The organism is Flavonifractor sp. HCP28S3_F3 (assembly GCF_052065355.1).
Lineage (GTDB): Bacteria > Bacillota > Clostridia > Oscillospirales > Oscillospiraceae > Flavonifractor.
Genome location: NZ_JBQHUF010000011.1, coordinates 38,066 through 51,421, shown reverse-complemented (window position 1 = coordinate 51,421; position 13,356 = coordinate 38,066). Strand labels below are relative to the sequence as shown.

Below are 13,356 nucleotides of genomic sequence, written 5' to 3'. Positions count from 1 at the left end.
TTTCAAGTACAGGAGGTTGCTATGCAGGTCAATCTGCAAAAAGCGGAATTTGTCCGGTCGGCGGCCAAAGCCGGGGATTTTCCCCGGGACCGTCTGCCCCAGGTGGCTTTTGCCGGCCGCTCCAACGTAGGCAAGTCCTCGGTCATCAACCGCCTGCTGAACCGGAAGAATTTTGCCCGGGTAGGTGCCGCTCCCGGCAAGACTACCCATATTAATTATTTCCTCATTGACGGTGCCTTTTACCTGGTGGATTTGCCGGGCTACGGCTATGCCAAGGTATCCATGGCGGAAAAGCAGCGCTGGGGCCGGTTGATGGAGGAGTGGTTTGCTGATCCGGCTCTTATGAGCCTGGGGCTGATGATCGTGGACGCCCGCCATAAACCTACGGCAGACGACTGCACCATGGCGGAGTGGTTCAAGAACAGCGGAAAGCCTTTTGCTGTGGTGGCCAATAAGCTGGATAAGCTGCGCAAAAGTGATATCGAGCCTAATCTGGCCCGCATCCGGGAAACCCTTGGACTGGATGATGGTGTGAAGGTAATTCCCTTTTCGGCTGAGAAGGGGACCGGAAAGCAGGAACTGCTTGACCTTATCCTGAGTCACGCGCAAGATTATGTATAGTCGGACGGGTGAGACTGTGAATGGCAGTCTCACTTGTCTTTTACGGCCCATTTTGGTATAATGTCGAACATAAACAGACCGCTGAAAGCGGCTAGCGGAGGAAGAACAGATTGACATCTTTTTCGGATTTTGCGCAGCATATGGACTGGTGGGGACTAATCACGCTGCTGATCAGCGCGGTTTCCGCTCTGCTGTGCATTACGCTTCATGAGCTGTCTCACGGCTTTGTGGCCTGGCGGCTGGGTGATCCCACGGCAAAGCAGGCGGGCCGCCTGACGCTGAACCCCGTCAAGCATTTGGATCCCGTTGGCCTGCTCATGATGCTCATTGCCAAAGTGGGATGGGCCAAACCGGTGCCGGTGGACATGCGTTATTTCAAACATCCCAAGCAGGGAATGGCTCTGACTGCGCTGGCAGGTCCTGCAGCCAACTTTCTCACCGCTATAGCGGCTGTGGCGGTGGCCTCCCTGATCTGGCATTTCGGGTATGTGAGCCATATCACGTTGCTGGCCCTGTGCTTTCTGTCCAATATTGCACTGTTGGGGGTGGGTATGGGCCTGTTCAACCTGATTCCCATCTCGCCGCTGGACGGCTCCAAGATCCTGTTTGCCCTGCTGCCCAGCAAGGCCTATTACAAGATTCTGCGCTATGAGCGGTACATCGGAATTGCGCTTTTTGTGCTGGTGCTGCTGGGCGTGTTCAGCGGACCGCTGAGTTTTCTGATCATACATGTCATCCAGGGAATGTGCGCGGTGACCGGTATGCCGGCGGATGTGCTTTGGATCTGTCAGGACGTGTCCGCCATCCTGAAACTGTTTTGAGGTGAGTACCATCGAAACGCCCATTTACCATCTGGAAAAAGTGGTGAAAACCAGGGAGGATATGGAGGATTTCAATGGCCCGCTGGACCTGATCCTCCACCTGCTGTCCAAAAACAAAATGGAGATCAAGGACATTCAGATCTCCCTGATCCTCGAGCAGTATCTGGCCTGGATGGACCAGCGTAAGAAACTGGACCTGGAGGTGGCCAGCGAGTTTGTAACCATGGCCGCCCAGCTGGTTTTTATCAAAACAAGAATGCTGCTGTCCATCCACGATGAAGAGGCGCTGTCTGAATTGGAACAGCTGATGGCATCTCTGGAGGAGCACCAGCGGCATGAGAATTTTGCCCGTATCAAGGCGGTGATTCCTCAGCTGTCCGACCGCTACGCTGTGGGCCGGGATTACCTGACCAAAACGCCTGAGGTGCTGCCGGTAAGTAAGACCTACCGGTACGTTCATCAGCCGGGGGACCTGCTGCGGGCTATGCAGAGCGTGCTGGCCCGGGTGGACCACCGGCTGCCGCCGCCTATGGCGGCCTTTGAGGGCATTGTGGGCCGGGAGCCCTATCCGGTGGCCGACAAGGCCGACGAGATTCTGGACCGGCTGACCCGGTTTGGAGTGACCCGCTTCCGGGCGCTGTTTAAAGGCAACCGTAGCCGCTCGGAAATCGTGGCCACTTTTATCGCGGTGCTGGAACTGTGCAAAGCCCGCCGCCTGCGTCTGGCTGGCACAGAGACGGACTGCACCGTGACCTGTACCGAGGCCGACGGGCAGGAAACGGTGGAATTTTCTACCGATGCATATGAACCGGCAGATGGGGGATAATCATGGAATTGAAGGAAATTGAATCCGCCATTGAGGGCATCCTGTTTGCGGCCGGCGAGCCGGTGGGCGTGGAGCGTCTGTGTCTGGCTCTGGATATTGACCGGAGCACAGCAGATGCTGTGTGCCAGCGGCTGGCAGACTACTACAGTTATGAGCGCCGGGGTATCCGCCTGCTGCGGCTGGACAGCAGCTATCAGCTGTGTTCCGCCCCGGAGTTTGCCCATAATATCCGGCGGGCCTTTGAGAGCCGCCGCCCGGCCAAGCTGAGCCAGCCGGCGCTGGAGGTGCTGGCCATCATCGCCTACTATCAGCCCGCCACTCGGGCCTACGTGGACCAGATCCGTGGGGTAGACAGCTCCTATACGGTGAGCTTGCTGCTGGAGCGTGAACTGATTGAGGAATGTGGCCGCCTGGCTGTACCTGGCCGGCCCATCCAGTACCGCACCACGCAGAACTTTCTCCGCTCATTTGGGCTATCCAGCCTGGACGAGTTGCCGGAGTTGCCCAACGCCGCGCCGGAGGACGGCCAGCTGACCCTGGAAATGCAGGCGGCAGTGGCCCGGCTCCAGGCGGAGCAGGAGGGTGCAGAGGTGACGGAGGAAGAGATCGAAGAGGCCGCCCGGGAGATGGCCCGGACGGAGGGAGGCTCTCAGCCATGAAGGTGCTGCTTATCCTGGCGCTGATCGCAGTGGTGCTGGTACTGATCAGCCTGATCCGGATCGGCATCCAGGTGATCTATGTGCCGTCCGGTCTGACGCTCCGGCTGAAGCTGGGGCCGGTCCGGATGACACTGCTGCCCCGTAAGGAGAAAAAGCAGTCGAAAAAAAAGAAGGAACCAAAGACCGCCGCTGCGGAAGAGGGCAAACGTGATGTGCTGGGGCAGATCCGCCGTGGACTGCCTCTGATCGCGGAGGCTGCGGGCAGACTGAAGCGGAAGGTACGTTTGGATCGGATCTATCTGAATGTGACCGCCGCAGCCTCTGACCCTGCCAGTGCAGCGCTGGCGTTTGGCGGAGTCAATGCGGCTGTAGGTATGATTTGGCCGCTGGTGGAGCAGAATTTTAATGTGCGGGACAGACGGATCCGCACCCGGGTGGATTTTGAAGCCACTCGGCCCACCGCCAGCCTGGACGCGGCGGCCACCCTTACCATCGGACAGACGGTGGTTTTGGCCATATGGCTGGCTCCCAGGTTGCCCCAGGCGCTGGGAACGGAACGGAAAAAGCAGACAGATACAGTACAGAAAGAGGCGGTTTGAATATGGAAAAGCAGCATCCTATCGGAGATCTGATGACTACTACCATGCAGAAAATCCGGGAGATCGCGGACGTGAACACCATCATTGGTCAGCCTATCAACGCTGGCGAGGTCACCATCATCCCCATCTCCAAGCTGACGGTTGGCTTTGCCTCCGGCGGCAGTGACTTCGTATCCAAAAACCAGAAGCCGGAGGGCGACAACTCTTTCGGCGGCGGCAGCGGCGCGGGCATGAACCTGTCCCCTGTGGCGTTCCTCATCATCAAGGGTGACACGGTCAAGCTGATGCCTGTGGCGGCGCCTCCCTGCAACACGGTGGACCGTGTGGTGGAGATGGTGCCAGAAGTCATTGATAAGGTCACAGGCTTCGTAGAGAAGCAGCAGGAGAAAAAGGCGGGGGATAACACCGCTTTTTAAGGGGCATACTGGCAGCATTGATATGAGGTGATGCTGCTTGAGACGTGTGACCGCCCTTTTTCTGACTATGATCCTTCTGACTGTCCCCGCTATGGCGGTGGAGACAGTGAGTACCTCTGCTTCCGCCGCCATTCTGATGGACAGTGAGAGCGGACGGGTGCTCTATGCCCATAACGCAGACCAACAGCGTCCCATTGCCAGCATTACCAAGCTGATGACGGCGCTGGTGGCGGTGGAGCTGTGCCCGGATCTGTCAACTGAAGTGACAGTGCGGCAGGAGTGGACCGGCGCAGAGGGCTCCTCCATGTACCTGAAACCGGGGGAGAAGTTGACCATGGAGGCGCTGTTGTACGGCTTGCTGCTCTCCTCTGGAAACGACGCAGCGCTGGCCATTGCGGGCAGCTGCTGTGAGACGGTAGAGGACTTCGTAGCCCGGATGAACGAGACGGCGGCCAAGCTGGGCATGACCAACACCCACTTCGCCAACCCCAACGGCCTGGACGATCCCGAGCATTACTCTACCGCCCGGGATATGGCGCTGCTGGCCCGGGCCGTACTGGAGCAGGAGACTCTACGGCGAATCGCGGGTACCAGGACCATCACCATCGCTGAACGCTATCTGGCCAACCACAATAAGCTGCTGTGGCGGTACGAGGGCTGTACCGGCCTGAAGACCGGCTATACCGACGAGGCAGGCCGCACCTTGGTGTCCAGTGCCCAGCGGGACGGGCAGGAGCTGATCGCCGTGACGCTGAACGATCCCAACGACTGGGCGGATCACGCTGCCCTGTTTGACTATGGCTTTTCCGCCTATCCCAGAACGTTGGCGGTAGGCGGGGACCAGCGCTGGCTCATTCCCTGTGAAGGCAGCCTGGGCCGGTTCGTTTCCGTCGGAACAGGAACGGACGTGTTTTATCCGCTGGCGGAGGGTGAGAGCCTGTCTGTGGAGGTCTCTCTGCCGGAGAGGACGGAAGCCCCGGTGGCCGCCGGCGGGGAGGCGGGCGAGCTGGTAATCAGCCTGGGTACGGAAGTCGTGCTGCGGGTGCCGCTGTACTATCAGACCGGAGCCTCGGATGACCGGGCGCCGGAGGGCTGGCTGAGCCGGCTCTTCGGGATCGGGTCCCATAAGAAATAAATCTAAGGTAGCAAAGGTCTGCCGCGGGGTGCGGCAGACCTTTCCTGCGGGAGAGGGAAAAGATGGAAGAACGTCTGCAAAAGATCCTGTCTGCCCGGGGCGTAGCCTCCCGGCGGGCCGCGGAGACCTATCTGGAAGCCGGGCGAATCACGGTCAATGGGCGTCCTGCCAGAGTGGGGGACCGGGCCGACCCGGAGCGAGACGACATCCGGGTGGATGGCAAGCCGCTGCCCGGACTGGACCGGCGTACTTATCTGATGCTGAATAAACCCAGGGGATATGTGACCACCCTCTCCGATGAGAAGGGGCGCAGAACGGTAGCTCAGCTGGTGTCGGGCTGCGGTGCCCGGGTGTGGCCGGTAGGACGGCTGGACCTGGATTCAGAGGGGCTGCTCATTCTGACGGATGACGGCGCTCTGACGCAAAACCTGCTTCATCCCAGCCATGAGGTGGAGAAGGAGTATCACGTCTGGGTGGAAGGCGACGTGGAGCATGCTCTGCCCATCCTTCGGGGACCGCTTTCTCTGGACGGTGTTCCACTCCACCCCGCCAAGGTGGAGGTGCTGGGAGCAGATACGCTCTCGGTGACTATTCATGAGGGGCGTAACCGCCAGGTGCGGCGGATGTGCGCAGCGGCTGGCTTGAAGGTGCGCCGGCTGCGGCGGGTGAGAGAGGGCTGCCTGACACTGGGCGATCTGAAGGTGGGATGCTGGCGGCATCTGACTAAGGCGGAACTCTCCCAGCTGCTGGAAGATCCGTCAAAAACGGAATTGTGATTTGCAGGAAAATCATATTTACTTGCAAAAAAGGATTGCTTTTCTGCCGGATTCCCGGTATCATAATACAAGCTGAAAGTTTCGCATCTGTCAGGATGCGTTTATAGGAAAATGCCCGCCGGAGAAGAGAGACCGGGGCCCGGGAGGTTGTGTCATGTCCAAGGATATTTTGTCAGTGATCCAGAGTAATATGGGCACCTTTTCCAAGGGACAAAAGCTCATTGCAAACTTTATTCTGGAGTCCTATGATAAGGCTGCCTTTATGACGGCCAGCAAATTGGGAAAGACCGTTAAGGTCAGCGAATCCACTGTGGTCCGCTTTGCCGCTGAACTGGGGTATGACGGATACCCCGCCATGCAGAAGGCTCTGCAGGAGATGATTCGCAGTAAGCTCACTTCCATTCAGCGTATTGAGGTCTCCAACGACCGAATCGGAGACCACGATATCCTGTCCATGGTAATGCAGTCGGATATCGAAAAGATCCATATGACTATGGAAGAGACGGACAGGGAGGAGTTTGCCCAGGCGGTGGATGCCATCGTCAACGCCAAGCGCATCTATATTCTGGGCGTCCGTTCGGCTGCCGCATTGGCCAGCTTTCTGGGCTTTTATTTTAACCTGATCTTCGACCATGTCACCATTGTCCATACTACCTCCATCAGCGAGGTGTTTGAGCAGCTGCTGCGTATCGGGCCGGGCGACGTGGTCATCGGCATCAGCTTCCCCCGGTATTCCCGGCGGACGGTGTCTGCCATGCAGTTTGCCCATGATCGTGGGGCCACCGCCATTGCACTGACCGACAGCGAGACTTCGCCGCTGGTGCAGTACTCCACCCACCGGCTGCTGGCAAAAAGCGATATGGCTTCTTTCGTGGACTCCCTGGTGGCGCCCCTCAGCCTGATCAACGCGCTGATCGTCTCCATCGGCCGTAAGAAGAATGAGGATCTGTCCAAGACCTTTGCGGACCTGGAGCGGATCTGGGATGAATATGACGTCTATGAAAAGGTGGAAGCGAGCCGTTGAGTGATGTGATCGTGATCGGCGGCGGTGCGGCTGGATGTATGGCCGCGCTGGCTGCTGCGGAAAAGGGTGCGTCCGTGACCCTTCTGGAGCGTAACCCGAAGCTGGGGCGCAAGCTGTACATCACGGGTAAAGGGCGCTGCAACGTGACCAACGACTGTACGGCGGCGGAAGTTTTGCAGAACGTGCCCCACAACAGCCGCTTTCTCACCAGCGCGGTGACCCGATTCCCGCCGGAGCAGGTGAAGCGCTTTTTTGAGGAGCGGGGCGTACCGCTGAAGACCGAGCGGGGAAACCGGGTGTTTCCTCAGTCCGATCATGCGGCGGATATCATCGATGCACTGCTGCTGGCGCTTCGCCGGGCACGGGTGTCCATTGTGCAGGACCGGGCCAGTGCTCTGCGTCTGGATGGAGAGACGATGCAGGGGGTGGAGGGCGAGCACGGCTTTTATCCCTGCCGTGCCGCGGTGGTGGCTACCGGCGGCGTGTCCTACCCGCTGACCGGCTCCACTGGTGATGGCTATACGCTGGCTCGGACGCTGGGACATACGGTGCTTCCTCCGAAGGCTTCTCTAGTGCCGTTGGTGGCGGAGCAGCCTTTTTGCGCCCAGATGCAGGGCCTGAGCCTGAAAAATGTAGCGATCCGGGTACGGACGGAAAAAAAGAAGACGATTTTTGCCGAACAGGGTGAACTGCTGTTCACCCATTTCGGCTTGTCCGGGCCTCTGATCCTCACAGCCTCCGCCCATATGCGGGACTATGAGAAGGAGCACTATTCCATCCTGCTGGACCTGAAACCGGCACTGGACGAGGAAAAGCTGGACAAACGGCTTCTGCGGGATCTGGAGGAGAACGCCAATCGGAACTTTCAGCATGTGCTGGAGGGCCTGGTCCCCCGGCTGATGGTACCTGTTTTGCTGGACCTGACCGGCATCCCGGGAGATGTGAAGGCAAATTCCGTTACACGTCCTCAGCGGCGCAGGCTGCTGGAGACGCTGAAATGTATCCGGATCGATATCGCCGGTCCCAGACCGGTGGAGGAGGCCATCGTCACCTCCGGCGGCGTCAAGGTCTCAGAGATCAATCCAACCACCATGGAATCCAAGAAGGTCCGGGGTGTTTTCTTTGCCGGCGAGGTGCTGGACGTGGATGCCTATACCGGAGGCTTCAACCTGCAGATTGCCTGGTCCACCGGCCGGGCGGCAGGACATGGCGCGGCGGAACTGGTGTTGGAAGAAGAAGGAGTGGAGCTGTCATGAAGCAGCACAGAAGCGTTGCCATCGACGGGCCGTCCGGGGCTGGCAAGTCTACCCTGGCCAAACGTCTGGCGGAGGCATTGGGTTATTTATATGTAGATACGGGCGCCATTTACCGTACGGTAGGTCTGCAAGCCTTCCGGACCGGGGCGGATCCGTCAGACCCGGCGGCGGTGATTCCGCTGCTGCAGGATATCCAGATTCGTCTGGCCTATGGGGAGGACGGCCTGCAGCACATGTACCTCAACGGTGAGGACGTGACGGCAGAGATTCGGCGCCACGAGATTTCTGCATACGCCTCTGGTGTTTCGGCTATCCCGGAGGTTCGGGCCTTCCTGCTGGAGCAGCAGCGCGGTCTGGCGGAGGAGCACGATGTGGTTATGGATGGCCGGGATATCGGCACTGTGGTTCTGCCTGACGCGGATGTGAAGATCTTTCTCACCGCTGCACCGGAAGCACGGGCTCGCCGCCGCTGGCTGGAGCTGAAGGAACGGGGCCAGGAGACCGCGTTTGAAACCGTGCTCCATGATGTGCTGGAGCGGGATGAGCGGGATACCAGCCGCGCGGCAGCTCCGCTGCGCCAAGCGGAGGACGCGGTGCTGGCCGATACAACGGAAAAGGATCTGGAGCAGAGTCTGGAGCTCCTGATGCATATCGTGAAGGAGCATCTGCAAGCATGAATATCATTTATTTCCTGGCGTACCTGGTCCTTTGGCCGGTATTTCGCATTTTCAAGCCTACTAAATGTATCAATAAGAAAAACTTTCCCGAGGGCGGCGCTTTGCTGTGCGCCAATCATACCCGAATGAGTGATCCCCTCTTTATAGCCTATGCGCTGGGCCTGCGGCATCAGATCCATGTGATGGCCAAGGAGGAGGTCATGCACTGGCCCGTTATCGGCTTGATCCTGAAATACGGCGGTATTTTTGGCGTTAAGCGGGGCCAGGCGGATATCGGTGCCATTAAGACCGCCATGAAGTATCTGAAGAATGGGGAACTGCTCCTGATCTTCCCGGAAGGTACCCGCCATCAGGATGGGGACATGGGAGATGCCAAGACCGGTGCAGCTATGCTGGCGGTACGTACCGGTGTGCCCATTGTACCCATTTATCTTCCGGCTGAAAAGCGCTGGTTCCGCTGGAATCAGGTAGTCATAGGCGAACCCTATCACCCGGTGGTGGCAGGGAAGCGGGCTACGCCCGAGGAATACCGGGCTATCGCAGACGAGGTAATGACACGGATTGAGGCTTTGCAGCCTCAGGCAGGCCGATGAAGCTGGAACTTGCCAAATCGGCCGGCTTCTGTTATGGAGTCCGTCGGGCGGTCCATATGGCGGAGCAGGCGGCGGGCGAGGGCGGCCCTTGTGTCATGCTGGGCCCTATCATCCATAACAGCAGTGTGATTGACTATCTGAGGGAACGGGAAATCGGCCTGATCCAGACCCCGGAAGAGGCGCAGCCCGGTGCCACTGTTATCATACGATCCCATGGAGAGGGAAAGGCGGCCTACGATGCCCTGGAAAAGCGGGGCTGCCAGCTGGTGGATACGACCTGTCCTAATGTTTCCAGGATCCATCAGATCGTTTCCCAGGCGGAAGCGGACGGCAGGCAGGTGGTCATCATCGGCATGCCGACCCATCCGGAGGTGGCGGCCATTGCCGGCTGGTGTGCCAAGCCCCTGGTATTTGAAGGGGCGGACGCTCTGTCTGAATGGCTGGACGAGGACGAAACACACCGCTCTCAGCCGGTTACTATGGTGTCCCAAACCACCTCCACACGGGCAATTTGGGATAAGTGCGTAGAAAAAGCAAAAAAAGAGTGTACAAACTTAAAAATTTTTGATACAATATGTAATGCTACGTATAAACGGCAGTCTGAGGCGCAGGCACTTGCCTCCCGTTCCGATGTTATGGTCGTCATTGGAGGGCGGGAAAGTTCCAACACCAAACGTCTGGCGGAATTGTGCGCGGCACTCTGTCCCAAGGTCGTTTGGATCGAACGGGCGGCAGAGCTGGAACCTTCCACCCTGTGTCGGAAGGCTTCTATTGGAATCACTGCGGGCGCGTCCACGCCTGAGTGGATTATAAAGGAGGTCTATGACAAAATGAGCGACGAAAACATTGAGATCGAGGAATCCTTCGCTGAAATGCTGGAGAAATCGATCAAGACTTTAAATACAGGGGAGAAGGTTACGGGCGTTGTCACTGGAATTACGCCTACTGAGATCTATGTGGATCTCGGCACCAAGCACGCCGGTTACATACCGGTGTCCGAACTGACCGACGACCCTACGGTTAAGGTCGAGGATCTGGTAAAAGTGGGCGATGAGATCGAGACTTATGTCATGCGCGTGAACGACCAGGAGGGTGTTGTCACCCTTTCCAAGAAGCGCCTTGACACTGTCAAGAGCTGGGAAGACGTGGAGCAGGCCAAGGAGGATCACACCACTGTCGAGGGCGTGGTCACCGAGGAGAACAAGGGCGGCGTGGTCGTGTCCATCAAGGGCGTGCGCGTTTTCGTGCCCGCTTCTCAGACCGGTCTGCCCCGGGATACTCCCATGAGCCAGCTGGTTAAGCAGAAGGTGCGCCTGCGCATCACCGAGGTCAACCGCGCCCGCAAGCGCGTGGTGGGCTCCATCCGCGCCGTTGAGGCCGAGGAGCGCGCCGCTAAGGCTGCCGAGGTGTGGGAGAACATCGAGGAAGGCAAGCGCTACACCGGCACCGTAAAGAGCCTGACCTCTTACGGCGCCTTTGTGGACATCGGCGGCGTGGACGGCATGGTCCACATCTCCGAGCTGTCCTGGTCCCGCATCAAGCACCCCTCCGAGGTCGTCTCCGTGGGCGACACCGTTGAGGTGTATGTCATCTCCTTCGACAAGGAGAAGAAGAAGATCTCCCTGGGCATGAAGGACCGCTCCCAGAACCCCTGGGAGGTGTTCACCGGCAAGTATCAGCCCGGTGACGTGGCCAATGTCCGCGTGGTAAAGCTGATGACCTTCGGCGCCTTTGCCGAGATCGTTCCCGGTGTGGACGGCCTGATCCACATCTCCCAGATTGCCGATCACCGCATCGACAAGCCCGGCGATGTGCTCAGCGAGGGTCAGATGGTGGATGTGAAGATCATCGACATCGACTACGACAAGGAGAAGGTCTCCCTGTCCATCCGTGCTCTGCTGGAGGGCCAGGGTGCCGACGAGGCTGACGAGGCCGAGGGTGAAAACGAGGAGTAATCGCTTTTGCGATCCCTGCCGCGGGGTTGCCTGTAGGAAACGGCGCGGTTTTTTGCTCTTTTACAGGAACAAAACAGAAATTTACTTGCAATAAGGCTGAAAAGTGTCTATAATAAACACACAAGCGAAATTCTGTTATACAAATTGGAGTTGATAGGACCAGGAGGTGGGATCGTGTTTCAGGTAGGGGACAAAATCGTTCACCCGATGCATGGTGCTGGTGTGATAGACAGCATTGTACAGAAAAAGGTAAATGGTGTGGTTCGGGAGTACTATATCCTCAAGCTTCCTGTGGGCGGTATGCTGGTCATGATCCCCACAGAGCACTGCGAGGAGATCGGCGTGCGCCCTGTGGTCAAGCAGGAGGAGGCAGACCGGGTCATTGCCGCCATACCGAGCATTGAGGTGGATATGACCCCAAACTGGAACCGGCGGTACCGGGAGAACATGCTCCGGCTGAAAAGCGGTGACTTGCTGGAGGTGGCCCGGGTCGTAAAGGGGCTGATGCTCCGGGAAGAGGAGCGGGGGCTGTCCACTGGGGAGCGGAAAATGCTCCACTCCGCCAAGCAGATCCTGATCTCAGAGATTGTCCTGTCCCAAAATGCCAGTTATGAGGATGTGGAAGCCCGCATCAATACTGCGCTGGCGTAATAAGCTTATCGTGTGGGCGGCCCGCCGCGGCCGCCCTGATTCTTACTTCAGCATTTGCAGAGGAGCCGCCGGGCTCCTTTTTTGAGGAAAGGGGAAAACAATGGCTGGATTGTTATCACGCCTGTTTGGGAAAAAAGGGGCGCCCTCTATCCGGTGTGCTGCGGTGGTACCGGCGGCAGGCAGTTCCACCCGCATGGCGGGGCGGGACAAGATCCTGCTTCCGCTGGGAGACCAGCCGGTACTGGTCCATACACTCAGAGCGCTGGAGCTGTGCCCCCATATCACGGAAATTGTGGTGGTGACCCGCCGGGATCTGATCGTCCCCATTGGCCAGCTGTGCCGTGACTGCGGCTTCCAGAAAGTGACCAAGGTGATTCCCGGCGGGGAGACCCGAACCCAGTCTGTACTTAACGGCGTATCTGAGGTCAGCAAAGACGCAGAACTCATTGCGATCCATGACGGTGCCCGTCCTCTGGTTACCCAGAGCCTGTTGGACGCGGTCATTGCCCGTGCATCCCAGTGCGGTGCCGCTGCTCCCGCCGTGCCGGTAAAGGATACCATCAAGCGGGCCAAGGATGGGGTGGTATCAGCCACGCTGGACCGTTCGGAGCTTTTCGCGGTCCAAACGCCTCAGGTATTCCAGGCCGATCTGATCCGCACTGCTCTGGCCCGGGCGATGGAAGAAGGGGCTGAGCTTACCGACGACTGCGGCGCGGTGGAGCGGTTAGGTATTGGGGTGGCCCTGACTCAGGGAGATTACCGCAATTTGAAGGTGACGACGCCGGAGGATATGGCGATGGCAGAGGCACTGCTGGAATGGGAGGACGAGACATGAGAATCGGACATGGCTATGATGTACACCGGCTGACAGAGGGGCGAAAGCTCATTCTGGGCGGGGTGGATATTCCTTTTGAAAAGGGACTGCTGGGCCACTCTGATGCAGATGTGCTGACCCACGCTGTTATGGACGCGCTGCTGGGCGCAGCGGGGCTGGGAGACATCGGAAAGGCATTTCCTGATACCGACCCGGCTTACGCAGGAGCGGACAGTCTGAAGCTGCTGGATTCCGTAATGGAGATGCTGGCCCAGGCGGGATACCGGGTAGGCAACGTGGATGCCACGATTTTGGCCCAGCGGCCTAAGCTGGCGCCCCACATCGACCAGATGCGGGAGAATCTGGCCCAGCGGATGGGTGTAACCCCCGACCGGGTGAACGTGAAGGCCACCACGGAGGAAAAGCTGGGCTTTACCGGCAGCGGAGAGGGCATGGCAGCCCATGCTGTCTGTTTACTGGAAGAAGAATAAGGCGCAAAACGCTCCTCATGCACATACACTGTTGCGAGAGGA

The 13,356-nt window shown here is 58.6% G+C and carries 16 protein-coding genes; all 16 read left to right on the top strand.

The genetic code is table 11. The features are described from left to right. Positions 1 to 21: 21 nt before the first annotated feature. The 16 genes from yihA (at position 22) to ispF (ending at position 13,314) form a co-directional block, all read left to right on the top strand. Positions 22 to 621 carry a ribosome biogenesis GTP-binding protein YihA/YsxC gene (yihA, locus tag ACTNB1_RS10585; protein WP_441169346.1) on the top strand — a complete coding sequence of 200 codons (600 nt, stop codon included), beginning with the start codon at positions 22 to 24 and terminating at the stop codon, positions 619 to 621. Between the two features lie 110 nt (positions 622 to 731). Next, positions 732 to 1,442, top strand: a complete 711-nt coding sequence (locus tag ACTNB1_RS10580; protein ID WP_441169344.1) for a site-2 protease family protein — start codon at positions 732 to 734, stop codon at positions 1,440 to 1,442. Position 1,443: 1 nt separating this feature from the next. Further along, positions 1,444 to 2,268, top strand: a complete 825-nt coding sequence (locus ACTNB1_RS10575) for a segregation and condensation protein A (RefSeq protein WP_441169342.1) — start codon at positions 1,444 to 1,446, stop codon at positions 2,266 to 2,268. 2 nt (positions 2,269 to 2,270) lie between these two features. Next, complete coding sequence (scpB, locus tag ACTNB1_RS10570; protein WP_441169341.1) at positions 2,271 to 2,927, top strand: SMC-Scp complex subunit ScpB; 657 nt, start codon at positions 2,271 to 2,273, stop codon at positions 2,925 to 2,927. Beyond that, entirely contained in the window at positions 2,924 to 3,526 is a 603-nt protein-coding gene (locus ACTNB1_RS10565) for a DUF2953 domain-containing protein (protein ID WP_441169339.1), read from the top strand. The genes scpB and ACTNB1_RS10565 overlap by 4 nt, the downstream gene beginning before the upstream one ends. Positions 3,527 to 3,528: 2 nt before the next feature. Further along, positions 3,529 to 3,942: a GerW family sporulation protein gene (gene ytfJ / locus ACTNB1_RS10560; RefSeq protein WP_441169337.1), complete on the top strand. Its 414-nt coding sequence runs from the start codon at positions 3,529 to 3,531 to the stop codon at positions 3,940 to 3,942. Between the two features lie 46 nt (positions 3,943 to 3,988). Further along, a complete protein-coding gene (locus ACTNB1_RS10555; protein ID WP_441169444.1) occupies positions 3,989 to 5,077 on the top strand; it encodes a D-alanyl-D-alanine carboxypeptidase family protein in 1,089 nt (362 codons plus the stop codon). A gap of 62 nt (positions 5,078 to 5,139) precedes the next feature. After that, positions 5,140 to 5,853 (top strand): pseudouridine synthase, encoded by a 714-nt coding sequence (locus ACTNB1_RS10550; protein WP_441169335.1) that lies wholly within the window; start codon positions 5,140 to 5,142, stop codon positions 5,851 to 5,853. A 154-nt stretch (positions 5,854 to 6,007) separates the two neighbouring features. Continuing rightward, entirely contained in the window at positions 6,008 to 6,877 is an 870-nt protein-coding gene (locus tag ACTNB1_RS10545; RefSeq protein WP_441169334.1) for a MurR/RpiR family transcriptional regulator, read from the top strand. Next, a complete protein-coding gene (locus ACTNB1_RS10540) occupies positions 6,874 to 8,133 on the top strand; it encodes an NAD(P)/FAD-dependent oxidoreductase (RefSeq protein ID WP_441169332.1) in 1,260 nt (419 codons plus the stop codon). The genes ACTNB1_RS10545 and ACTNB1_RS10540 overlap by 4 nt, the downstream gene beginning before the upstream one ends. Then, entirely contained in the window at positions 8,130 to 8,810 is a 681-nt protein-coding gene (gene cmk, locus ACTNB1_RS10535; protein ID WP_441169331.1) for a (d)CMP kinase, read from the top strand. Before ACTNB1_RS10540 ends, cmk begins: the two co-directional genes overlap by 4 nt. After that, positions 8,807 to 9,403: a lysophospholipid acyltransferase family protein gene (locus ACTNB1_RS10530; RefSeq protein WP_441169329.1), complete on the top strand. Its 597-nt coding sequence runs from the start codon at positions 8,807 to 8,809 to the stop codon at positions 9,401 to 9,403. The genes cmk and ACTNB1_RS10530 overlap by 4 nt, the downstream gene beginning before the upstream one ends. Then, positions 9,400 to 11,358 carry a bifunctional 4-hydroxy-3-methylbut-2-enyl diphosphate reductase/30S ribosomal protein S1 gene (locus ACTNB1_RS10525; RefSeq protein ID WP_441169328.1) on the top strand — a complete coding sequence of 653 codons (1,959 nt, stop codon included), beginning with the start codon at positions 9,400 to 9,402 and terminating at the stop codon, positions 11,356 to 11,358. Before ACTNB1_RS10530 ends, ACTNB1_RS10525 begins: the two co-directional genes overlap by 4 nt. Before the next feature lie 174 nt (positions 11,359 to 11,532). After that, positions 11,533 to 12,009, top strand: a complete 477-nt coding sequence (locus tag ACTNB1_RS10520; RefSeq protein ID WP_441169327.1) for a CarD family transcriptional regulator — start codon at positions 11,533 to 11,535, stop codon at positions 12,007 to 12,009. 100 nt (positions 12,010 to 12,109) lie between these two features. Further along, positions 12,110 to 12,844, top strand: a complete 735-nt coding sequence (ispD, locus tag ACTNB1_RS10515; RefSeq protein WP_441169325.1) for a 2-C-methyl-D-erythritol 4-phosphate cytidylyltransferase — start codon at positions 12,110 to 12,112, stop codon at positions 12,842 to 12,844. Then, positions 12,841 to 13,314, top strand: a complete 474-nt coding sequence (gene ispF, locus ACTNB1_RS10510) for a 2-C-methyl-D-erythritol 2,4-cyclodiphosphate synthase (protein ID WP_441169324.1) — start codon at positions 12,841 to 12,843, stop codon at positions 13,312 to 13,314. The genes ispD and ispF overlap by 4 nt, the downstream gene beginning before the upstream one ends. The last annotated feature ends 42 nt before the right edge of the window (positions 13,315 to 13,356 follow it).